The following is a 24,021-nucleotide window of genomic DNA, read 5'->3' as shown; positions in this document are numbered from 1 at the left end:
CCCTAGAATAATTTCAATTAGATTGAGGACGACATCATGTGCAGAGGCATCAAATTAACTGACCATAGCGGTATTGAAAAACGCATCGAGTTTCCCCATCCCCATGCAGCCCTACCGATCAAGAGTGCTGAAGGCAAGACCAAGTGGCTGCGCTGGGGCAACAACCTGGAAGAAAAGGAAGGCGGGTTCTTTATTGGCGGCTGGGCGCGTCAGGCATCCTTGGAACAAGGCAAGTGGGACAAGCTCAAGCCTGAACCTGTAGACTTGCTCGCAGATGAGTTTTTAAGCCGTGATCTCGAGCGCAAGGCCCATTGGATCGATATTCCAGCAGGCCATGCCATCAAGGGAATTATTGCCACACACCACGATGAGCGCAGGGTTTATGTCATCACTACCGAACCTCCAGAGGAGTATGCCTGGATGAATGACCGCTGGCCCTTGATTGCTCCGGCGGCCAATTAATTAGCTCCTGGAATATTAAAAAGCCCTGCATAGCAGGGCTTTTTAATATCTCTAGTGCACTTAACGCTTGCCAGGCAAATTGCAATATTGTGCAATTTCATCTGGAGAGTCGCTGAATCTCGATGCTTCACTCTCCTCCACCTCTACAACAAAATTCACAAGTTCACCGTAATTTCCCTCTTCATCCTTAGTGCTATATTGCCCACAGACAAACGTTTTCCCACCATGCTGGATTTCCTCCAAGTTCTCCAACTTCGCGGTTTCGGGGTTGGGAATCTCTTTCAAGGCAACTGATTTTGCAGTATCAATTGCCTTGCCATCCAACATGCGTACCTGTGTAAATACGACCCATGCCAGAACCACTACTACTACGGCAATAAACAATTTCGACTTGGCTATATTCATATTTTTTTCCTTTTATGCTGAAAGTAGTAATAGCGTGCAACAGATGAGGCAGGAGCTTGCCGTGGAATCCAGCAATGACGGACCGCAAACAACCATTACATTTTGACGGTGCTTTGATTGAAGCCACTCGCCTTGTAATGGCAAGCGCCCTTATCAATAAGAATAGGTTTCTGATAACGCTCAAACCCCTTGGATTTGGCAGCTTGCAGCGATTTGGCTTCAGCACGCTCCATGCCTGGCTGACCCTTGATTCTCAGCATGCCCATCTTACTCATCTGAATGGGAAGGGCCTGCTGCGATTCGCTAGAACACAATTCTGCTGCCCAGACGGCGCTCCCTGTCGTATTGCTTAGCAAGATAGCTAATACAATTATTATCATGCGGGATTTTTTGTTCATCCTCGTCTCTCCTTAACAGTCATTGCCGTGACACTGTTTGATTGGGGTATTCCGGGCAAATGATTCGTTTCCCAAACGCAACTTAACTTGCCGGACGTTGCCATAGGTAATATGTCTCCATCATAGCTAACGCGGCAGTCACTCCCCATAGGACAGCCAAGACACTTTTTGTCAGAAAAAACTGACACACCTATCAGCCATACGAAATAGCAGGCAATGAAAAAGCCTCATGCGTAAGCATGAGGCTTTTCCGTTTTCACATTGTCAGCTACTTAGAAAAGCAGCCAGATCAGCACCAGGACCGTAATGGGTACACCGAGCAACCAGGCAATGATATAAGGCATTTCTCTCTCCTATTAATATGGGTTCTTGACTGCGGAATTTGCAAGGTTTCGCGCAGTACCTGAGCCGGCTACGACTGCTGCAACCAGGCTCAACAAGAAGCCCAATGTCGCCCACAGCGAGAAATGCGCTGCAGCTTCGGCAGCTTGGTCAGCTGCCTGCTTGGCTTTTTCCTTGCCTGCGGCATAAGCATCCTCAAGCTTGCGGATCTCTTCATCTGCCTGCTCTCTGGAAACGCCGGCTGCGTCTGCCAAGGTAGCCACTACACGCTCACGGTCAATTGCCCGGCTCGCATCATCGGTATTGGTCAGATAGCGGGTCAATGCGTTCCAGTATGCGCCACCATGGCCTTGTCCGCGACGGCCCTGGCCCTGCTGGCCTTCCTCCTGCACTTGTTGATCGACGCTGGCCCGTGCGTTGCGGAAAAACTCATCAATGCTTTGCTTGAGCTCGCCGCCGATATCCGGACCATCGTTAGTCGCAAGCAACGCGCCACCTGCAACGGCACCGCTGCCGGCCAGGCCGATTGCGCTGGCTGTGGTCTTGAACGCGCCGCCAGCCAAGTTGGTGAATACTAAAGCACCGGCAATGGTTGCAAGCGCCCAAATGACAATACCTAGCAAGGCGCCACGGCAACGGGTGATTTCAGCGGAGGCATATACCGCCACTATAGTGCCGGCGGTCAAGGATAATATCCATGAAACAATCCACCATAAAGACGCTCCGATGCCGAATGCTTTGGCCGATGGAGTAGCCCCAGCTTCGGTAGGCTCTACAAAACTGAACCCGACCCCTGTACCCAGCAGGCTCAATATCAGTTGAATGGCGATTGCCACTGCAAGCCCGGCCAAGATAGCCCGCCATGAGATCGGCAACACAAGCCAATCTCCCTCCCTACCTCTTACTTCATTATGCACAGTTGCCATTTCCGCCTCCTAATATTTAGTGTTAGTGGTTTTGCTAAGCCTGAAATAGACTTGCATGCAGATTAGGAGAAAGCAGAACAGTATCGGCATAGGCAAAGTGCTGGAATCGATGTAAGAACGCTCCTACGAACAAAAGCAGAACCAAAAAACGCTCAGCTTTTCCTACAGGAATCTACTGTGTAGTCCTACATTACCAATTCCACATCGAGGGTAGCATATTTCTTCTATTCATTGCCCTTAGCGCGCCATGAAAAAAATTGCATTAATCGGCCAAGACAGCCTGGTCAATTACTCGCTCAGCCACCTGATTTCTCAACACAAAGCATTGCAGATCAAGCATGTCTTTGCAGGGATTGATGAGGGAGTGGTGAGAAAATTGCTAGCGAGACGCCAGTACCACCTGGTGATTATCAGCGTGTCGCCGTGTAAGACAGACGGGCTGGAGCTGCTGTCGAATTTGCGCAGCATTGCGCCACGCATACCAGTGCTGTTGCTCAGCAATAACGAGGATGAGGATTTTCTGCTCAATTTTATTCGTTGCGGTTGTAGAGGCTATCTGGACAAGCATGCGAGCGCGGAAGATTTGCTTGATGCAATTGAGGAAGTTTGCGCGGGACGGCATTACCTGCCAGACAGGCTCAAGGCACAGCACGCGCCACTCCCGCATGAACAGCTATCCAGGCGTGAATTCCAGGTATTCCTGAAATTTATCCAACGGAAACCAATTTCCACTGTCGCCCGCGAGCTTAACGTGACCACAAGCGCTGTCAGCGTTTTCCGTAGCAGGGTACTGAAAAAACTCAACTTTAAAAGCAATGCAGATTTTATTTTTTATGCGTTGCAACACCACTTGCTGACGTTGCCTGGCAACCAGCCACAACATTTCCCAGGATAATGGATGACTCAAGGCAACCAGGGAAATCCCCGGTTGCCGGCCAGCCTACTCCATCCAGAGGAACTGGTCGCTATCGGTTTTCATGAAGAACCGGCCGTTCTTGTCTATCTTGAGTACGCGGATGCGATACTCATGTAATACCGGCTCGGCATACACCAGGCGCTCACCTTCCTTACGCATATAAAGCAGGCTGTTGGCCGCCATGCCTGCGACAAAAAAGCCTTCTTCCCAATATTCGTTCTTGCCAGTCTTGGGATATTTGGCAATCGCCCCCACACCCGGCGATGGAGTGAACACAAATGCCGGCTTCTCAAAGTTTTCGTGCGAGTTGTACTTGTTGCCGTAATAGTTGCCCATCCCCTCGCGCTCATACAAGGTGCCATAGCTCACCACAGGCCAGCCATAATTCCTGCCTTGCTTGATGAGGTTGATTTCATCGCCGCCCTTGGGGCCATGCTCGGTTTCCCACAGCTCATTGCTTTCACGGTCAAAATACAAGCCGCCGGAAGGAGAACGCAATCCTGAGGCGTATATCTCGGCACTGAAATCCCTCAGGTTAATCTTGATCATCTTGCCCAGTGCGGTAGATGGGTCCTGCACGCCATCCGGCTTGGAGAAATCACCAACACTCAGGAACATGGTGTCGTCATCGGCCCCCAGCACCAGCTTTCCTCCGACCTGGTGACCAAGGAAAGGCTCCTTGATCGCAGGATAGGTCAGAAAGACATCCCGTCGGAAAGCCAGCTCGGCGTTATCCTGGTCAAGTTCAAAAGCCGACACCGCCAGCCTTGCGCCATTGGCTTCATGATCCCAGGTGGTATAGGCCACATACAGGGTATTGCCAACCAGCAATGAATCCTTGACGCCCGCAAGCTCCTTGCAATAAACCAGCCCGTCGTAATCCTCGCCCTTGCTTTCCTCGCGCTGCTCTAGCCCTGGTTTGGTCAGGGGGTCAGCATGCTTGGTGATCTCGATCTCGCTGGATTCATTAATGCGGGTGAAATAGACTTCCCCACACTTGGTGATGAACAAGAATTGCTTATTGCCCAGCATCTCGAATGGACCGGTCGGATATTGATCGCTGAACGGCAACTCGCGCACTTCAAGATCTTCCGTGCCAAAAATCGAGGAAATCTTGGCTTGCCGCGGTTCAGGAACAATCTCATCCACATCAACATTGGCGAAATAGCCTTCGCCGAATGGCCACCATTGCATATGGTATTGATTGGCGCCGGCAAAAAATAAAATGATACCGGCAAAAATAATCAGTAATGCCAGAGAAAACTTCTTATACCTTTTAAAAATACTCATGTACGCTGCCTTATTGATATTGATTTATATAGGAATTTTCTGCAGCAGAACTCCCTCTAAAATGACAAGCGCATCAATAAAAAGTTGCTGATACCTCAAGTTGCACTGTCATATTCATCTAAGCTGGCAACATGCCAGCGGTTGCGACCTGCCAATTTTGCCTCATACATAGCCTGGTCAGCCAGCCTAAGTAAAGCATCTTCACTCATCTGCCCACCTGGACTCAAGGCAATGCCGATACTCGCGGAAATATGCAAACCACCTTCAACCGGGCGGGAAAGCTCAACCACCAACTTCTCCGCAATCCGTACCGCATCTTCGGTGCCATGGGTATCTTCCAGCACCACGACAAACTCGTCGCCTCCCAAGCGGGCAGTCACATCGCTGACACGCGTCACTTTACGTAACCGTGCCGCCACCACTTGCAATACCAGGTCGCCGGCCGCATGGCCATAAGAGTCATTGACCTCCTTGAACCCGTCCAGGTCGATCAGCAGTACGGCAACCAGGCTATTGTCGCGCCCGGCACGCGCGAGCGCGCGCTTGAGGCTGTCATTCATGAGCGTGCGGTTGGCCAGCCCCGTCAAGGCATCATGCAGCGCCATGTACCGCAGTTCGCGCTCCTTGTGCCGCAACTGGGTGTTGACCGCTTCAATCTCCTTGGTGCGCAATGCTACCCGCTCCTCCAGCTCCTGCTCCGTCTTGATCAATGCATCCACCAGCTCCTGCTTGGCATTCAGGGTATCGCGCTGCGCCTGTTCCTTTTCCTTGCGCATGATCGTAATGCGATCCGCCAGGGCAAAAGACAGCATCAACATTTCAATGGCCGAACCGATCTGCATGGAATAGATGGTGAAAGCATTGGTGGGCACCCAGCCAAGATTGCGCAACCCGAGAATCACGACACCGGCCAACACCGCGCTCCATGCAAGCAGAAAGTAGAATGCTCCCGGGTTCTTGTGCAAGTAGGAGCTGACAGCCACTGAGGTGACAAATAGCGAAAACACAATCCCAGCCACGGACACCAGCAGCGCCGAAGCTTGATACGGGATGAACAATGGAGATACAAAAATAAAGAGAAACAGCCCGGCAAAAGCCAGCATGAAGCGGTCAAGGCGCGGGAAGTTAATCCGCGTATTGAGGAAAATACGGCTAAAAAATACCCCGAAGAAACCCGTCGCCGCCATGCCGCAAGGCAAGGCGACATTTCCCCAGACGGGCCAGGAGGGCCATAAAAATTGGTTACCCACGCCGTTCAACGATGCCTGTGCAACCACCATGCTGCCAACAAAGGCGACATAAAACAGGAATACTGTCTCGCGCGTGGAAATATAGATCAGGAAATTATAGAAAAACAGTGCCAGCAAGGCACCATAATAAAGACTGAGCAATGAGTAAGCATACTGGTCATGCTCATGCATCGCTTCAACCTGCCAAAGATTGATCGGCACGGTCAGCGTTCCCTGCGAACGCACCTTGATATAAATGGGGTAATCCCCGGCAGGCAGCTGTAGCGGGAACACCAGGTTGCGATGCGGGTAAGGGCGTTGATTGAATGGATATAAATCGCCGGAGAATTGCCGCTGGTACTGCCCATCATCGCCCGGACTATAGACCTCGACATGATCCAGTGAAGAAAATGCAATCTCCAGCAGTCGATCTTCCCTATGCTGTGCCACAGAAACCGGCAGGGCAAGCCAATAAGTCGAGCTTGAATACCCCAGGTTGACATTGCCCCTGTCATTAAGCGCAGGTTTCCATGGACCGCGGCTATCCGGCTGTAACGGCGGCAAATCTGCCAGGGCAAGCTGATGCGCCGGGTCTTCAAGATACTGCAGGAAAGGGGCAGCATGAACCACTGCATGACTGGCATCCAGGCGCAATGCTGTTGGTTGCGCCCATGCTTCGACATGGCAGCTTAAAAGCAGAACCAGAACGATTAGCTTGAGCAAACCCCCTCCCTTTTTTAGCATGATGATTCTATACCATCACGACGACAATACCTCCTGGTAACGGGAAACAAACTCCATGACTTTGTCTGCCGGCAGGGGTTTACTGAAATAATAGCCTTGAGCACTATCGCACCCCTGGGCATGAAGATATTCCAATTGCGCTTCGGTTTCCACGCCCTCCGCGACCAGGCCCAAACCCAGAATACGCGCCAGCGCGATAGTAGCGGCACAAATCGCCGCATCATTCGGGTCAGTTTCAATATCCTTGACAAAGGACCGGTCTATCTTCAGGCGGGTCAACGGCAACAGCTTGAGATAACTCAGGGAGGAATACCCTGTGCCAAAGTCATCAATCGCCAACGCCACGCCTTTATTCTTGAGTTTTTTCATGCGGGGGATGGTTTGTTCAGGGTCATCCATCGCCACGCTTTCCGTGATTTCAAGCTCAAGCATCCCCGGCTTGATATTATGCGCCGAAATCAATTCATCAATCAGGCGGAACAAATGCCGTGATTTTAATTGACGTGCAGAAATATTCACAGAAATACAAATATCCTCCAGCCCTTGATCACGCCATTGGGTCATTTGCCGGCAGGCCTCCTGCAACACCCACTCTCCTAGGGGAATCACCAGGTTGCACTCTTCGGCAACCTTAATGAATTTGTCCGGATACACCATGCCCCATTCCGGATGATTCCAACGCACAAGGGCCTCCATGCCGATGATACGCCCACTCGCGAGCTCCACCTGTGGCTGGTAATGCAGCTCGAACTCCTGACGCAACAATGCCTGCCTCAAGTGGTTTTCCATATACAGGCGCTCGTTGATTTCCTCGCGCATCTTTTCGGTAAAGAACTTGTAGTTATTCTTGCCGTGCGACTTGGCTTCATACATGGCAGTGTCTACATTCTTCAACAAGCTATGGGCATCATCACCATCCCGCGGAGAAATACCAACCCCAATGCTTGAGGATGAATGCAGCTCATATCCTTCAATCAGATAGGGCTGGGCCAATCGCTGCAACACCTGCTCTGCCAGGCGGCCAGCCGACTGCGATGCCTGTGCATTATCCAGCACAATGACGAACTCATCCCCGCCCAGCCGCGCGACAATGCCTTCCTGGGCGACACAGGAGACCAGGCGCCTGGCCACCTCCACCAGCAACTGGTCGCCCACATGGTGTCCCAGCGTATCGTTGATAATCTTGAAATTATCAAGATCCAGAATCATCACCCCCAGTTGCAACCCTCTGGAAAGCGTTTCGTCCAGCCTGCTGTACAAGCTCATCCGGTTGGGCAGCCCGGTCAAGGTATCCGTGCGCGCCAAGTCATGAATGCGCGCCTCATTGGCCTTGCGTTCGCTGATATCGCTAAAGGTATTGATATAGCAATCAGCCCGGCCATCCTGGCCGCTGACCGTGGTGATTGTCAGGGCCACAGGGAACACATGCCCTTGCTTGTGCCGCATCATGGTTTCGCCTTGCCAGACGCCTTTCTTGTTGACGGAAAAATAGGCCTGCTGCCTGCTCTCCGGCACCACATGCTCGGCAGCCAGAAAACTGACCGGCATCCCCAATAACTCCTGCGGCGAATAGCCGGTCAATGCCGTCACAGCGGGGTTTATGCCGATCACTTCATCATTCGGGCTTGCAATCAACATCCCTTCGCTGGAGGACGTGAACACACTGCTTGCAAGGCGTGTCTCCGCATCGCGTCGACGCAATTGCTGGATCGTCCGCAACCAGACATAGGCAAGCACTGCCAACGTCAGGGCCAATAGCGCGCCAATCCAGAAAATCCAGTTAGCAGGCTGGGCAAGGTATCCCCAACCCTTGGTAGGCACGCTAGCCAGTTGCCAATAGGAATGTCCATCAAGGCTGATATCAAGCAAGACCGGGTTGCGGCTGAACAAGGCACTATCCCCGGCAATCATTTCTGCTTTGCCATGATGATCCAGGCGCCGCAAGGCGTAACTCATGACAGGGCCATGTACTTGCAAGCCCGTAGCCTGCAACAGAGACTCAATATCCAGCGTGACAGCCGCAGCACCCCAATAATATTCTTTACCGGCATTATCAAATGCGAAAATCGGCAAACGATGCACCATCCCGCGCCCGCCCTGCACCAGGTCAATCGGCCCGATCAGCTCTGGGTGGCGAGACTCTTCCAATGAAATTTCCTGATCGAAGGGCTGGTCCTGGTAGCGCAAGCCAATCAATTTTTCATTCCCCGCCAACGGATACACATAGCGCACCACATTGCCTGGTGCTATCGCAATCGTCTTGAGATGGCGGCCGTAATGTACCAGGGTTGCCACTACCCGGTTGAAACTCTGGGCATTGAATTGTGGATTGGCCGCGACATAGGTCGACAAGCCCAATCCAAGATGTATCGAGCTGTTCAACTCGCCTTCGATGCGTGCACGCACACCTGCCGCGAGCGTCGTCACATAATGCTGCTCTTCCTGCGCATTGGCTTCATGATCGATGGCTTGGATATAAAACGCCACGCCAAGCAAGGAAACGCCAATCAATAGCGCAATGACCAAGGGGGAGTGCAGTTGCCAGCCCCTTTGCGCAATACTGAATTGACCACCCTTGTCAGAGAACATGGAATTTCTTAGATAATTTACTGGAGATGACAGCTAAAAATGGCTTGTCTTGCCGCATTGCTTAACCGACAAGACAGTTGGGAATCAAATAGCCTTGATTAATTAACGGCTTTATCTTGGAAATATTGAAAACTTTTTGATGAGCTCAATCCATGCCTACACTAAAACATTATCAGCCATAGATAGATCACCATGTTTGCCCGCCCTGCTATGCCAGCAATTGATAATCAACTGCTGGCATACAAAGCGGTTACGCGATGATATTGATTGGTCGAACTATTACTGCCAGACATAGCCGAGGTTGAAAATCAGCGCGCTATCCGTGCTCTTGCGCCCGTCTGCCGGCTCACCTGCCCAATCCAGGTTGTACTGGATAGAAGCATTGAAGTTGTTGATGATAGGGAAGCGCAAGCCGGTTTTGGTAAAGGCCAGCGCATTGCTCGCATTGTCCAGGCCCAGCAATACTTCGTGCTCATGGAAAAACTGGGTACCGCCACCGAAAAGGCGACGGTCATATTTCACCGCCCAGCGTGCGCCTGGATAGCTTTCATTCTCGGCATCATAATAATTAACCGTGACATAGTTCAAACCGCCTTCGATAAAGAGGTTATGGTCTGGCTGCTCATACACCTGATAACCACTACCAAGACCTGTTGTCGTACGCAGCTTGATATCACGAAAGCGATCGTTCTCCAGCGTGTTATTGGCATATACATACCACTTGTTGCTGATAAAGCGATCCAGCTTGATGGATGAGCGATTATTGAACTGGGTATTTTCCCCATTGTTGGTGGCACGGTTCACCACGGCTGCCACAGTCAGACGATGATTGAGCGTACGTGCAATCGATTCGCCATCCAGACGGATGGTAGTGGTATCAGTGTTCCCCTGCGTCACTGAGCCACCGAGATTGACACGACCGCTCCAATTGACGCCTACCCCGGAAAGCTCTGGTGTCGGGTTGATGTAAAGCAAATCAGACAGGGGAATTTCTTTCTCCTGATACTGCTTCTCTTCATCACTATCGTCATCCTCGAGCTTTGCCAGCTTGACCGTCGCCTTGCCGCTATCGTAGCTTTCCAATGGCGTCTTGAGATTGGTACGGTCGGTCAATGTGACCGCAAGCGCCTCATCTGTCTTGATGGTTTCAATCTGAGACCAGGTCACCTGGATATCGCCGGCATAAGAGGTGTTGAACACAACCTTGTCATTAAATTTTCTCACCACCTTGCCGGTAATCACATCCCCATTCTTCAGGCGTATCTCATCGGCACCCGCAGATAAGGACAACATGCCAAAACCTGTCGCCAATAAACTGGCAACGGTTAGATTTTTAAACACAGTGCGATACAAGATTTATCCTTTCCGGCCATATTCCCAAAGGAATCTGGCCTGCAGTTCAGCACATTTCTATTAATAAAGTTCAGATACGGAGATAAGCCACACATTCAAAAATCGTGCCCAGTTTACTGCAACACGCCTTTAGCAAATGTTCAATTTCCCGGCTCGCAGGATTTTCCCTGATAATTTCCCCGAATAGACTCGCCCATCAGACAGCCTGATAGGGAGGATGAAATACATTAATACGGTTTTGCCTTCATACGTATAAAGACCTGATGCCCGTAATCGTGATTATTTTATTATTCAACCCTGGCCCAGGGCAAACCAATAGAAGTTAAGAGCAAAGCGCCTTAAAAGAGTTCAAAGGTACATCCTCCCTACGAGCACAATCATGAGTTGTGCGAGAATAGCCGGCAAAACAACACGTGTTATTTAGGATAATCCGCATGAAAAATCTTATCTCCCTGATGTTTGCCACACTCATGTTCCATGGCGCCACTGCTTTTGCAGTATGCAAGGACTATGGCAACTTCAAGCCGGAAAGTGGTAATCCGGTAGTCGGCGGTGTGGTATTTGCCGACTATAAGCAGGACAAGATAGATGCGTATTTTTATGGCGAAATGTGTTGGACTGCCTCCGAGATCGCCGAAGAAGGCAACCGCCGTATTTTCTACAAACTGATTTCCAGTCACGATGCCAACGGCCGCATTGCGGGTTATGTACCGCTTGCGGAATCCGCCTCCACCATGTTCACCTGTCCGCAGGGCACTGTGCAGGCTGCCGCAGACGGCTATTTTGACCATATCGATGGGGCAAAGCCAGGCTTTCATACCTTGGTATGCAAAACTGCCAATACATTGCCATCACCTTGACATCCGCAACCGGCATCATGCTCAATCCTGATACAAACTCAGGCATGAATACCTGCATAAAGATATAATAATCAACTTTTTTAAAGATGAAACGCCGTGCCAAGCCTGGTTACCCACTAGGCGACGGCAATAGAAGAATGAGCCCATACCAGAAAATTGCGACTGACGATGTTCGCATCAAGGAAATCAAGGAGCTGAGATTACCGTCAGAGCTGCTTGAGGAGCTGCCGGCAAGTACCGCCACGACCGATAATATTGTGGTCACCCGCAGCGCCATTCACAAAATCCTGCACAGTGCCGACGACAGGCTGCTGGTCATCATCGGCCCCTGCTCCATTCACGATTACGATGCCGGGCTGGAATATGCCCGCCGCCTGGTTGAACTGCGCGCGCGCTTCGAGCACGAACTGCTGCTTGTGATGCGGGTGTATTTCGAGAAACCGCGTACCACCGTGGGCTGGAAGGGCCTGATCAACGACCCATACTTGGATGGCAGCTACCGCATCAACGAGGGCCTGGAACTGGCCCGCCGCTTCCTGCTGGATGTCAATGATCTCGGCATGCCTGCCGGCACCGAGTTCCTTGACGTGATCACACCGCAGTACACGGCCGACCTCGTCAGTTGGGGAGCCATCGGCGCACGCACGACGGAATCGCAGATTCACCGCGAGCTTGCCTCCGGCCTCTCCTGCCCAGTCGGGTTCAAGAATGGCACCGACGGCAATATCCGTATTGCCGTGGATGCCATCAAGGCGGCAGCCAGCCCTCACCATTTTTTGTCAGTCACCAAGGAAGGCCGCTCAGCGATCATCTCCACCAGCGGCAATGAAGATTGCCATGTGATCCTGCGTGGCGGCAAAACGCCTAATTACGATGCCGCCAGCGTGGAAGATGCCACGCGCGAACTTGCCAATGCCGGATTGGCCGCCAAGGTCATGATCGACTGTTCCCATGCCAACAGCCTCAAGCAATTCAAGCGCCAGATTGATGTGGTAGCGGACGTGACCAGCCAGATCGCCAGTGGCGACGACCGCATTGTCGGGGTCATGATAGAGTCACATTTGCATGAAGGCAGGCAGGACTTGATTCCGGGATGTCAACTGGAATACGGCAAATCCATCACCGATGGCTGCCTGGGTTGGGAAGACTCCATTACATTGCTCGATACCCTGGCCGAAAGTGTGCGCCTGCGGCGCAAGCACCAAGAGGAAGCCGAGTAGCAATCCCTTAGAGCCTGTTCATGATCTTAAGCATGCACGCCACCGCATCATGGCGGCCAATGCAGTCTGGCGACCTGCCGGCGATCATGCAGATTGCCGCGCAGGTGCATCCAGGCTATCCCGAAGATCCAGATGTCTTCGCTGAGCGTCAACAGATATACCCGCAAGGTTGCTGGGTGCGCCAGCGGGGAAACCGTCTTGGCGGTTACCTGATCAGCCACCCCTGGCTGCTGGGCAAACCTCCCGCACTCAACAGCATGCTGTGTACATTGCCCGGCAACCCCAGCACTTATTATCTCCATGATATTGCCCTGCTGCCAGAAGCACGCGGTTCCAACGCAGCCAGCCAAATACTCTCGCAACTATGCACGCAAGCTGAATGCGCAGGCTTGAACACCCTCTCGCTGATCGCCGTCAACCACTCATCCGCTTTCTGGCAACGGCAGCAATTCCAGCATGCCAACCATCTCGTCAGCGCTGAAAAACTGCAAAGCTACGACAGGGCCGCATGTTACATGGTGCGCCCACTGGCACCCATCAGGAATCCCACATAAAAAAGCCCGGCATTGCCGGGCAAAGAGAAACGAAACAGGGAATCAGCGTAGCTTATGCCGCCGACACCTGACGGCGCCTCCATACTACAAGGCCTGCCAGCCCCACCAGCAACATGGCCCAGGTATCTGCTTCAGGCACTGCCGCAGCAATGCGCGAGTCAAACGCCTCGTCATACTGTGCCTGGGTAATGCCAGCCGACTTGAACAGCACATGGAATGGATCAGAATCAATATATTTCTGCTCGCCGTTTTCGGTGGCTGGCGACCATAGCTGCAAGGTCAGAAGATAAGCACCCGCCGGAGCTGAATCAGAAAGTTTCCAGTCCAGGTGAGAATGGAAGGTGCCATTTCTGTTTGCAGCATCAACCGCAGCTGTCTGCGGCCCGCTGATGCCATCAGCACCATAGACGGTGCCTCCTGCGTAGTAGTTGTATTCTGCCGCATAGGCCGCATTGCCTGGATTCAACATGTAATTGATCCAGACATTTGCCGGGATTGCGCCATAGAGGGTTACTGTCGCGCTACTCGCAGCATCGCCCCAGGCGCCGGTATTGGGGTCCCAGTATGAAAGTGCCCCAACGGCCCTGAAATGTACCTCCTCGCCATACAGGAATGCATTGGAGAAAGATTGAAAGCCGGGATCATCAGTCATGCGCGGTCCGCCTTCCAGGTCGTCAAAATATCCAGGGAATATCTTGTAGCCGGTTTGGGTGTCTACCGGCAATTTTCCAGCCAGGTCGTAATCGCCATAAAAATCGATTTCCAGCTTGCTGCCGGCAACGGCACCGTTGCTGGTGCCAACCTGCACATCGTAATGCACGGCCTGGGCAAACGTGGCATAGCCCAGCATGGCAAATGCCAATATAGAAGACCTTATCATTTTTTGCTCCTCAATCGTAACTCAAAGAAAAACACCCCTGAGGGTGCTTTTCTTGCAGACTTAAGCCTGTTGACGACGGCGCAATTGCCATCCCATCAGACCCAGACCAGCCAGGAACATGGCATAGGTGCTTGGCTCAGGAACAGCAGCAATCAGATTGTCTTCCAAACCATGAACAGCAGTGTGGAAAGCAGCGTCGCTCAGGCCGCTATTGAAGACCAGATAGAATGGATCGGAACTGAGATAACCGTTGTCGGAAATTACCAGGCTGCCGGTGGCATCAAACTCAAGAGAAACCAGTTGCAGGGTGATAAAGTAAGCGCCATCTGTTGGCAAGCCAGAAGCAGCATTAATCGCCCAATCCAGATGAGAATGGATGTTACCGGCAGATCCGGCCTGGCCGATTGCACCAAAAGTATCGCCGCTAATGCCATCTACGCCCCAAGCGGTGCTCTCGCCCGCAGCGCCAGCAAGGCTGATGGTTTCACCATTATTCACGACATTGGTCCAAACATCGCCTGTCCATGACCATAATGAACCAACAGCCTGGTAGCCGACGATGTCGCCTGATGCGAAAGTGTTGGCATGGCTATCAAAGCCCGGGTCTCTTGTACCATAAGGACCAGCGGCGAAATCACGGAAATCCGCTTCGAAAATGGCATAGCCCGTTCCTTCTTGGCTATGTCCTGCACCATGAACCTCAAATTTTCCATCATGCAATTCAACTTCAATATCACCATCATGCAGATGATCCTCTGCAAATACTGCCCCGCTGAATAAGCTGGCGCTTACAAACATTGTCGCAATCAAATGACGCATGGTATTACTCCCTTTATAAACAAGAAGATATAAATTCCTGTTCAGATCCACTATCTGAACACCTACGGATCATAATACAACAATGTTGCGTGTTGCAACATTGTTGTATTATGAAATAGTGTTGCATTACAATATCCCCTTGTTCAAGGAATTGAATTCCTCAATATTATTGGCCTGGATGTGAGCTCAACTATCAAACCAACCCAATTCAGTCACAACCTGTGGCGGCTGGCTCTCGCATTTTCAGGGGTCTGTTCATCTGCATTCGCAGCAGAAAACTCATCTGCGGAAGGTGCTCCTATCGTATTGGATGCCATAGAGGTACAGGCCACGCCAGAAGAACTGACCAACTCGCTTGACCCTTCCAGCACGCTGTCGGGCAAAGACCTGATGCTCAAGAGCGCCGCAACACTGGGCGCCACGCTGCAGGATGAGCTGGGGGTGGCCAATGCCACATTCGGCCCCAATGTCGGCCTGCCGCTGATCCGCGGCCAGCATGGCCCGCGCACCCGCGTCATGGTCAATGGCGTAGGCACGCACGATGCCTCCGCCATGAGCCCGGACCATGGCACCACTGTCGAATCCCTGTTGGCAAAGGAAATCAAGGTGTTGCGCGGCCCAGCCACCATCCGCAATGGCGGTGGCGCCATTGGCGGCGCGGTGGAAATCACTGATGGCCGCATTCCTGAACGTTTGCCGACCAAGACCAAGGTCACTACGCAGTTACGTTTTAATACCAACCATGATGAGCGCATCATGGCGACGGAACTGCTCACCAAGGCTGGCCAGGTGGCGTTTCATGCCGATGTGCATGGACGGGAAAGCAACAATATTCACGTGCCGGGCATGGCGATTGACCAGGATACGATTACCCAGTTGTTTGGCGGGGAGCTACCGACCAACACGCGTGGATATGTCGACAATACCAATGCCCGCAGCAAAGGCGGCAGTGTCGGCGCCAGTGTATTTGGCGAGATGGGCTATATCGGCATTTCGCTCAGCCACTATGCCAACAACTATGGTATCCCCATGGGGCCATCACATAGCCACGGCGGCGGCCCGGTCGAGCAAGCAGAACGTGTGCGCATCGACATGCAGCAAGACCGCATTGACCTCAAGGGAGAATTGTTTTTGCCATCGGAATGGCTGGAAAGCATCGCGTTGCGCATCGGCAAATCCCGCTACCATCACGATGAACTCAGCAATGGCGTGCAGCAGACACGTTTCAGCAATGATGTCATTGAACACCGGCTGGAATTCAACCATAGGCTATTCCCCAACCTATCAGGCACCTTGGGCTTTCATGGCATCAACCGCGATTTTTCCGCCTTGGGTATGGAGGCATTTGTGCCGGAATCGAAGATAAACTCCAAAGGCATCTACCTGATTGAAACCCTAGACTTCAATCCCTGGCAACTGGAATTTGGTTTCCGCCACGAGAAAAATAGAACCGATGCTGGCGCCCAGACTGTCTGGATCACGCCGCGGGACATTCCTATGCCTGTTTCCTACGTTATTCCGGCAGAAAAAAAGGATTTCAGTCCTGAAAGCTATTCGCTGGCACTAAAACGCGCTTATAAGACCGGCAGCATCACCATAAACCGCTGGATTGCCAGACGTGCGCCGGATATTCAGGAACTTGCCGCATATGGCCCCCACCTTGCGACCAGGACATATGATATCGGCGCAAGAAACCTTGATATAGAAACGCTGAATGGCTGGGATATCCGCCTACAACAAAAGCTCGGCAAGCTGGATGCCAACCTTAACTTGTTCAAATATTCTGCCAAAAATTATATCTACCAACAGAATGCAGGCGTCATCAAAATGAATTCCATTATTTTGAGACCACAAGCCATTGGTACTTGCGGGCTGCAAGATCAATGTCTAATCACAATGCAATATCGCCAGCAGGATGCCAGCTTCCATGGCTATGAAGCTGAAATTGGTTTGCCCCTGCAAATCCCCGGCATGCGCAAGTTCCGCGCCAGTGTGTTTGCCGACCAGGTGAGGGGCATGTTGGATGACAACACCCATGTCCCGCGCCTGGCCCCTGCACGCCATGGATTGCTGATACAAGCCGGCATAGGCAAATGGGACGGCGACATCCGCTTCACCCATATGCGTGCGCAAAATCGCACCGGCACCATGCCAGTGGGAGACGAAATGTTGCCGGAACCCGGCACCGACAGCTACAACAAGGTGGATATCGCGTTGCGCCGCAGCATTGAAGTATCCAACTGGCTCACCGGCGATTTCTTCATCAGCATGCGCAACATCACCAATGCAGACATCCGCAACAGCACCTCATTCCTGCGCTATTACACGCCGGAACTAGGCCGCAATATTGAAGTTGGCTTGCGGCTGGATATCTAACCGATTCAATGCATACCGCCAGCATGCTTGCTGCCAAGCGCGGCTGACAAAACTCAGCGAAGCGCTCCTGGCTAGGCGCCCGGCCGCAGGCAGTACAAGGAGTACGGCAAGGCAGGGCAACAACGCCAGGAGAGTTTTGTCAGCCGCGCTTGGGCTCGCGCATCAAAAGTAGGGCCAGGCCTGCACCAATGCCTGCCATCGTTGCACCGAGCAGGAAAGCGAGCTGGTAACCTGACAATAATGCAGCAGGCAATGCCTGGCCCTGCGCAAGCAATTGCTGGCTCACCAGGGCAGCCAGGCTGGCCAGCACGGCGAGGCCCACGGCGCCTCCCATCATGAATGCCGTATTCACCACGCCGGATGCCAGGCCGGAATCCTCAGGCGCCACGTCGTTCATCGCCGCAAGCAGCAAGGGATTGAATGCAATACCGCCACCCAGCCCGAGCAACACCATGGAAGGAAAAATATCCACCCAGAAATGGCCATCCAGCGGCGCCCGCGCAAACCATCCCAGGCCCAATGCAGCAAGCGCAAGCCCCAGTGCCAGTGAAGCACGAATCCCTATACGCATCACCAGCCAGGCGGAAATTCCCAGCGAAAACAGCGCCATCACGATATTGGCAGGCAAAAATGCAAACCCCACATGCAGCGCGTCATACTTCAGCACAAACTGCATATACAGCGCTGCCATGAAAAACCAGGCAAACAGCGCTGCCGCCCATAACACAGCCACCACATTGGCTACCGCCACATTGCGCTGCCGGAACAAACTTAGCGGCATCAAAGGCACCGCCACCCGTAATTGCAGGACAATAAACAGTACAAACAGCAAACCCGCTACGGCAAACAAGCCCAAAGTCTGTACGGAAAACCAGCCAGCCTCGTTGCCGTTCACAATCGCATACACCGCCAATATCATGGAAGCCGTAATGCTTACCGCGCCGCCGACATCAAGCTTCTGCGGACGCACCTCCGCACCGTGCGCAGGCAATAGCTTGAGACACAAGACATACACCACGACGCCAATCGGCAGGTTCACCAGGAAAATCCAGTGCCAGCTCAAGGTGCTGGTCAGCACACCGCCCAACAACACGCCCAGGCTGCCGCCACCCGCACAGACAAAGCCGTACACCCCCATGGCCTTGGCACGCTCGCCCTGCTCGGTGAACAAGTTCATGATCAATGACAGCGCCACCGCCGACACTACCGCACCACCCAGGCCTTGCAATGCACGCGCCCACACCAGCTGCTGCTGGGTCACCGCCATGCCGCAGACCAGCGATGCGACGGTGAATGATGCAATCCCTACCAGAAACAAGCGCCGCTGCCCGAAAAAATCCCCGAGCCTGCCGCCCAGCAGCAGGAAACCGCCGAAGGTGAGCATATAGGCGTTCACCACCCATACCAACGATGTCTCGCTGAAATCAAGATCGGCCCGGATAGAAGGCAGGGCCACGTTCACAATCGTGGTATCGAGCACGATCATGAGCACGCCGAAACATAAAACAATCAACGCCAGCCAGCGGCTGCGCGACTCTTGAGAGTCAACTTGCATGTAGGGATTCCCGGGAGGTAAAGATAAATGCCCGCTCAACCGCAGGCTGAACAAAGCGGGCTGATGGTACCGTAAAAATGCAATGCACGCAGTAGCGCCTGCCATCGCTTGCATATTGCCAGGCAATCAGGCGGCATTGGAATTGCTCCCTTGAAATTGAAAACACCCCTGATGCCGAAACATCCAGGGGTGAGGATTGTGTGTCAATTGCTCCCAGCCGTTAACCGATAAAGTGCTTTACCTTGAGATTCTTGGGCAATGCCACATAAACCAGTTTCTTGCCATCGGGATGCTGCGTGTCCAGCGCCGCGGCATCGACATGGCTGAAATTGAAATGGCGGCTGAAATGGGGATGGTTGTCTTCCGCCTGCGCGAACGACACCCAGCCCGAAGCTAATGCGACTGCCATAACGAAAACTGCCTTTTTCATGATGATCTCCAAAAATTGATATTGTTAAATAACAAAATTCACGAACAAAAACCGCTTATCTCCACCCGCCTCCAAGGGCCTTGTACAGATTGACCACAGCAGCAACCTGCTTCTGCTTCGTTTCTATCAAATCCATTTTTGCCTCAAGCGCATCCCGTTGCGTCAGCAACACTTCCATGTAGTCCGCGCGGGCGGATTTGAACAGTTGATTGGAAACGTCGATGGAATGGTTCAGCGCCTCAACCTGGTTGCTTTTAAGCTGGTAGTTCTTCTCAAGGTTGTCGATGCCGGATAGCTGGTTCGCCACTTCGCCGTAGGCGCCAATGATGGTTTTTTCATACTCATAGGCGGCCTCGACCTGCGCGGCATTGGCATTCTTATAGTCCGCAATAATGGCGTTGCGGTTAATCAAGGGCGCCATAAAATCCCCGCCCAATGAAAGCGCCAGAGATTCGGGCGTCCTCAGCAAATAACGCGGGTTGAATGCCTGGAACCCCACACCGGCCTTGATGGAAAACGAGGGATAGAAACTGGCCTTTGCCACTTCGATATTCAAGTCGGCAGCGGCAAGTTCAAGCTGGGCCTTCCTGATGTCGGGACGGTTTTCCAGGAGTTCGGAAGGAATGCCGGCCTCTATTATTTTCGGCCTTATGTCCATGAAACCGCCAGATGCCCTTTGAATCGGTTGCGGCGTGCGGCCCAGGAGCAAGTTGATGCGGTTCTCGGTTTCGACAATCTGCTGCTTGAGGACATAGCGCTGGCTCTGGTTCTTGTTGACCTCGGCCTCGAAGCGGCTGACGGCAAGCGAGGTCGCCCTGGCATATTGCTGCAGTTCTTTCACCACCTCGAATGCATGCTGCTGTATCTGGATATTGCTATCCAGCGTCTCCAGCTCATTGTCCAGCGCGACAAGCTCATAGTAAGCATTGGCGACCTCCGCCACCAGGTTGGTCACGAGGAAATTCCTGCCTTCTACCGAGGCCATATATTCCATGGTGGCTACCTTGGTCGCATTCCTCAACTTCTTCCAGACATCCAGCTCCCAGGAGGAATAGAGGCCGAACTGGTAATTGCCGAGATATTTGGGAAACGATTTCCCCTCCTTGATTTCCAGGCTTTCCTCGACCGCGCCGTTGCGCGTGTAGCGGCCGACCTTCTCCACATCGGCGGCACCGCCCACGCCAACGAAGGGCAGGTATTCCCCCTTCCTCGCCAGGATTTCGTTCTCGGCCATGCTGATGCGCTGCATGAGCATATTGACCTCCTGGTTGTTGGCGATCGCGGTATCGATCAATCCCGGCAAGTAAGGATCGTCGAAGAATTCCTTCCAGTTGACGCTCGCAACACTCGATTGCTTGTGCACCGCGTTGGCATAGTTTTCAGGAAGGCTGACCTCGGGTTTCCTGGTGGCCACTGTCGGGATCGAGCACGCCTGCACCGTCATCGCCATGCACGCAACGGCCACCATCTGCATTGATTTATTCTTGATCATCATCATTCTTACTGTAGTGATAGATTTCAGTTAAAGGCTCGAACTGCTCGTTCCTGATCAGCGCCTTGCCCTCGGACATCTTGGCAAAGATGTAATACAGGCCTGGGATCAGGATGACGCCAAAAATGGTGCCGAACAGCATGCCGCCCAACGCCGATGTACCGATGGTTCTGTTGCCGACCGCGCCCGCGCCTGTTGCAAGCACCAGGGGAATCAGGCCGGCAATAAAGGCGAACGAGGTCATGAGGATAGGACGGAAACGCACCTTGGCGCTCTCGATGGCAGCATCCTTGATCGACATGCCCTGTTCGTGCTTCTGCACGGCGTACTCGACGATCAACACTGCATTCTTGCCGAGCAGGCCGACCAGCATGACCAGCCCGACCTGGGCATAAATATCGTTAGCCAGCCCCAGCATTTTCAGCAGGAAGAAAGAACCGAATACACCCGCAGGCAGCGACAGCACGACAACGAAAGGCAGGATGAAACTCTCATACTGCGCCGCCAGCACCATGTACACGAACGCCAGCACCACGATGAAAATCACCACGGCCTCATTGCCCCGGCTGGCCTCATCGAACGACAGGCCTTCCCAGCCAACGTCGTAGCCGCGGGGCAATGTGGCACGCGCAACTTCCTGCACCACCTTGATGGCATCGTCGGTGGTATATCCCTCGGCCGGCATCGCCCTGATCGCTGCGGAGTTGTAGAGGTTGTAGCGGGTGATCTCGTTCGGCCCCTGCATCTTCTTCATCTTCATGAAAGCCGAGTAAGGCACCATTTCACCCTCCTCGTTTTTCACGTAGTAACTCAGGATATCGCTGGGATACCTGCGGAACTCGGGATCGGCCTGGGTATAGACCTTGAAAAAGTTGTTGAAACGGATGAAGCCCTGCTCGTAGGTACTTCCGATCAGGATGTCCAGGTTGTCCATGGCCTTGGCGATGGATACCTTCTTCTGCATTGCCAGCTTGTTGTCTATCTGCAATTCGTATTGCGGATAATTGGCGGCATAGAAAGTAAACAGTCCGGTCAGCTCCTTGCGCTTGCCTAGGGCGGCCATGAAGTCCTGGTTGATCTTGTCGAACTCGTGGTAATCGGTATTGTCAGTCTTGTCCAGCAAGCGCAATGCCAGGCCGGACGCAGCGCCGTATCCCGGCACGGCCGGCGGCTCGAAGAACTCGATGACGGCGCCGAACTCCCGGGTTTTCTCCTCCAGCTCCTCGATGATTTCATGCACCGAGCGCTTGCGTTGCGACCAATCCTTGAGGTTGATGATACAAGTACCCGCATTGGATCCGCGCCCCTCGGTCAGCACCTCGTAGCCCGCAAGGGAAGATACGGACTGGATGCCCTCGATCTTGGATGCAATGCCCTGCAACTCGCGCGCCACCTTGTTCGTCATTTCCAACGTGGAGCCGGGCGGCGTCTGGATGATCGCATACACCATGCCCTGATCCTCCCCGGGAATGAAGCCCGCAGGCAGGGATTTATTGACGACAAAGGTGCCGAATGCAAAAGCGCCCAACAGGAGCAGCGTGATCACCCTCCTGGTCACCACCACATTGAGCAAATCGGTGTAGCGCCCGGTGACCTTCTCGAACAGGCGGTTGAACGCATTAAGCGCCATGCTGACCGGGGTTCTTCTTTTCGGCTCGCCATGGTTGTTCTTCAGCAACATCGCGCACAGCACGGGCGTCAGCGACAATGCCACGATGCCTGAAATGACGATCGACGAAGCCATGGTGATGGAAAACTGCCGGTAGAACACGCCGACCGGCCCGGTCATGAACGCAACGGGGATGAACACCGCCGTCATCACCAGCGTGATCGCGACGATGGCGCCGCCGATCTCGCCGAGCACCTTTTGCGTGGCGCGGTATGGCGTCAAGTGCTCCGCCTCCATCTTGGCATGCACGGCTTCCACCACCACGATGGCGTTATCCACCACGATCCCGATCGCCAGCACCAGGGCAAACAGCGTGATGAGGTTGATGGAGATGCCGAACATCTGCATGCAGGCGAACGTGCCGATCAGCGACACCGGCACCGCCAGGATCGGGATCAGCGTCGAGCGCCAGTCGCCGAGAAAGATGAATACCACCAGCGCCACCAGCACGAAAGCCTCGATCAAGGTATGGATCACCTTCTCAATCGACGCGTCGAGGAACCTGGAAACATCGTAGTTGATTTCATATTCCATGCCTCCGGGAAACGAGCCCTTCAACTCCTCCATGCGCTCCTTGACCTTCTCGATCACGTCGCTGGCATTGCTGCCGTAGTTCTGCTTGAGCACGATCGCCGCGGAGGGATAGCCGTCCTTGTTCGAGTAGATGTCGTAAAACTCGCTGCTCAGCTCGACCTTGGCGATATCCTTGAGCTTGAGCACCTCGCCTTCGGCATCCGCGCGGATGATGATGTCTTCGTACTGCTCCGGCTTGTTGTACCTGCCCTGGTAGATCAGCACGTATTCCTTGGATTGCGCCGAGATGCCCGAGCTTTGCCCTAGGCGACCGGGACGGCCGATGATGCTCTGGTTGTTGATCGCCTCCATCACCTCGTCGGTCGAGACCTTGTAGGCGCGCATGCGGTCCGGGTTGAGCCAGATGCGCATGGCATATTGCCGACTGCCCAGAATCTTGGCCTGCGCAATACCGTTGACGCGCTGGATCTCGGGGATCACGTTGACATTGGCATAGTTGAACAGAAACTTCTCGTCGGCGTTCTTATCCTTGCTGTACAAGTTGATGTACATGAGCATGCTGGGCTGCACGCGCTCGACCACCACCCCTTCCATCTGCACCAGTTCCGGCAGGCGGCTCATGACCTGGTCCAGGCGCGTCTTGACGTTGATCATGGCCTGGTTCGGGTCGGTACCCAGCTCGAAGATCACCTGGATGGTAGCCTCGCCGGCGCTGGTCGCATCGGACATGATGTACTTCATGCCCGGCACGCCGTTGATCGCCCGCTCAATCGTGATCAGCGACGACTGCACCAGCACATCTGCGCTGGCGCCGGGATAGGCCAGGGAGACAATCACGCGCGGCGGCGCGATATCGGGAAACTGCGAAGTTGGCAGGGTCTTGATGGACAAGAACCCGAGAAACACGATAAGCAGCGACAGCACGATCGCCATCACCGGCCTTTTGATAAAGATATTCAGCATATGGTTACCTGTCCC

General features: G+C 53.3%; 19 protein-coding genes. 6 read left to right on the top strand and 13 right to left on the bottom strand.

Translation table 11 applies throughout. From position 1 onward, the window contains the following. Positions 1 to 36: 36 nt before the first annotated feature. Positions 37 to 462: a hypothetical protein gene (locus LG198_RS11400; RefSeq protein ID WP_230343309.1), complete on the top strand. Its 426-nt coding sequence runs from the start codon at positions 37 to 39 to the stop codon at positions 460 to 462. A 60-nt stretch (positions 463 to 522) separates the two neighbouring features. Here LG198_RS11400 and LG198_RS11395 read toward each other — a convergent pair whose 3' ends face one another. The 3 genes from LG198_RS11395 to LG198_RS11385 form a co-directional block, all read right to left on the bottom strand. Next, on the bottom strand, positions 523 to 867 hold the full coding sequence (locus LG198_RS11395; protein WP_230343308.1) for a hypothetical protein: 345 nt from the start codon (positions 865 to 867) through the stop codon (positions 523 to 525). Between the two features lie 95 nt (positions 868 to 962). Beyond that, on the bottom strand, positions 963 to 1,265 hold the full coding sequence (locus tag LG198_RS11390; RefSeq protein ID WP_230343307.1) for a hypothetical protein: 303 nt from the start codon (positions 1,263 to 1,265) through the stop codon (positions 963 to 965). Positions 1,266 to 1,621: 356 nt separating this feature from the next. Continuing rightward, positions 1,622 to 2,533 carry a hypothetical protein gene (locus LG198_RS11385; RefSeq protein WP_230343306.1) on the bottom strand — a complete coding sequence of 304 codons (912 nt, stop codon included), beginning with the start codon at positions 2,531 to 2,533 and terminating at the stop codon, positions 1,622 to 1,624. A 247-nt stretch (positions 2,534 to 2,780) separates the two neighbouring features. Here LG198_RS11385 and LG198_RS11380 point away from each other — a divergent pair, with 247 nt between their 5' ends. Beyond that, the gene (locus tag LG198_RS11380; RefSeq protein WP_230343305.1) at positions 2,781 to 3,428 is read left to right on the top strand and encodes a response regulator transcription factor; all 648 of its coding nucleotides are present in this window, start codon (positions 2,781 to 2,783) and stop codon (positions 3,426 to 3,428) included. 45 nt (positions 3,429 to 3,473) lie between these two features. Here LG198_RS11380 and LG198_RS11375 read toward each other — a convergent pair whose 3' ends face one another. The 4 genes from LG198_RS11375 to LG198_RS11360 all read right to left on the bottom strand — a co-directional run bounded on the left by LG198_RS11375 (position 3,474) and on the right by LG198_RS11360 (position 10,594). Continuing rightward, on the bottom strand, positions 3,474 to 4,739 hold the full coding sequence (locus LG198_RS11375; RefSeq protein WP_230343304.1) for a PQQ-dependent sugar dehydrogenase: 1,266 nt from the start codon (positions 4,737 to 4,739) through the stop codon (positions 3,474 to 3,476). A 95-nt stretch (positions 4,740 to 4,834) separates the two neighbouring features. Next, the gene (locus LG198_RS11370; RefSeq protein WP_230343303.1) at positions 4,835 to 6,712 is read right to left on the bottom strand and encodes a diguanylate cyclase; all 1,878 of its coding nucleotides are present in this window, start codon (positions 6,710 to 6,712) and stop codon (positions 4,835 to 4,837) included. 15 nt (positions 6,713 to 6,727) lie between these two features. Then, a complete protein-coding gene (locus tag LG198_RS11365) occupies positions 6,728 to 9,301 on the bottom strand; it encodes a bifunctional diguanylate cyclase/phosphodiesterase (protein ID WP_230343302.1) in 2,574 nt (857 codons plus the stop codon). 279 nt (positions 9,302 to 9,580) lie between these two features. Beyond that, positions 9,581 to 10,594 carry a DUF481 domain-containing protein gene (locus LG198_RS11360; RefSeq protein WP_230343301.1) on the bottom strand — a complete coding sequence of 338 codons (1,014 nt, stop codon included), beginning with the start codon at positions 10,592 to 10,594 and terminating at the stop codon, positions 9,581 to 9,583. A 494-nt stretch (positions 10,595 to 11,088) separates the two neighbouring features. Between LG198_RS11360 and LG198_RS11355 the strand changes: the two genes are divergently transcribed. From LG198_RS11355 to LG198_RS11345, 3 genes are all read left to right on the top strand, one after another. After that, a complete protein-coding gene (locus LG198_RS11355) occupies positions 11,089 to 11,514 on the top strand; it encodes a hypothetical protein (protein ID WP_230343300.1) in 426 nt (141 codons plus the stop codon). Between the two features lie 137 nt (positions 11,515 to 11,651). Further along, complete coding sequence (aroG, locus tag LG198_RS11350) at positions 11,652 to 12,734, top strand: 3-deoxy-7-phosphoheptulonate synthase AroG (RefSeq protein WP_230343299.1); 1,083 nt, start codon at positions 11,652 to 11,654, stop codon at positions 12,732 to 12,734. 20 nt (positions 12,735 to 12,754) lie between these two features. Beyond that, on the top strand, positions 12,755 to 13,288 hold the full coding sequence (locus tag LG198_RS11345) for a GNAT family N-acetyltransferase (RefSeq protein ID WP_230343298.1): 534 nt from the start codon (positions 12,755 to 12,757) through the stop codon (positions 13,286 to 13,288). A gap of 52 nt (positions 13,289 to 13,340) precedes the next feature. Here the strand turns inward: LG198_RS11345 and LG198_RS11340 are convergent, their stop codons facing one another. Next, complete coding sequence (locus LG198_RS11340) at positions 13,341 to 14,168, bottom strand: PEP-CTERM sorting domain-containing protein (RefSeq protein WP_230343297.1); 828 nt, start codon at positions 14,166 to 14,168, stop codon at positions 13,341 to 13,343. 60 nt (positions 14,169 to 14,228) lie between these two features. Next, the gene (locus tag LG198_RS11335) at positions 14,229 to 15,038 is read right to left on the bottom strand and encodes a PEP-CTERM sorting domain-containing protein (RefSeq protein ID WP_230343296.1); all 810 of its coding nucleotides are present in this window, start codon (positions 15,036 to 15,038) and stop codon (positions 14,229 to 14,231) included. 255 nt (positions 15,039 to 15,293) lie between these two features. Between LG198_RS11335 and LG198_RS11330 the strand changes: the two genes are divergently transcribed. Next, complete coding sequence (locus LG198_RS11330; RefSeq protein ID WP_230343295.1) at positions 15,294 to 17,363, top strand: TonB-dependent receptor; 2,070 nt, start codon at positions 15,294 to 15,296, stop codon at positions 17,361 to 17,363. A gap of 139 nt (positions 17,364 to 17,502) precedes the next feature. Here LG198_RS11330 and LG198_RS11325 read toward each other — a convergent pair whose 3' ends face one another. From LG198_RS11325 to LG198_RS11310, 4 genes are all read right to left on the bottom strand, one after another. Then, positions 17,503 to 18,918: an MFS transporter gene (locus LG198_RS11325; protein ID WP_230343294.1), complete on the bottom strand. Its 1,416-nt coding sequence runs from the start codon at positions 18,916 to 18,918 to the stop codon at positions 17,503 to 17,505. A gap of 220 nt (positions 18,919 to 19,138) precedes the next feature. Then, a complete protein-coding gene (locus tag LG198_RS11320; protein WP_230343293.1) occupies positions 19,139 to 19,348 on the bottom strand; it encodes a hypothetical protein in 210 nt (69 codons plus the stop codon). Positions 19,349 to 19,403: 55 nt separating this feature from the next. Continuing rightward, positions 19,404 to 20,822: a TolC family protein gene (locus tag LG198_RS11315; RefSeq protein ID WP_230343292.1), complete on the bottom strand. Its 1,419-nt coding sequence runs from the start codon at positions 20,820 to 20,822 to the stop codon at positions 19,404 to 19,406. A 4-nt stretch (positions 20,823 to 20,826) separates the two neighbouring features. Then, positions 20,827 to 24,006: an efflux RND transporter permease subunit gene (locus LG198_RS11310; RefSeq protein WP_230343291.1), complete on the bottom strand. Its 3,180-nt coding sequence runs from the start codon at positions 24,004 to 24,006 to the stop codon at positions 20,827 to 20,829. Positions 24,007 to 24,021 lie beyond the last annotated feature (15 nt).

It is taken from the genome of Methylobacillus arboreus (genome assembly GCF_020532725.1).
In the GTDB taxonomy this organism is placed as follows: Bacteria; Pseudomonadota; Gammaproteobacteria; order Burkholderiales; family Methylophilaceae; genus Methylobacillus; species Methylobacillus arboreus.
This window is presented reverse-complemented; position numbering and strand designations above follow the sequence as displayed.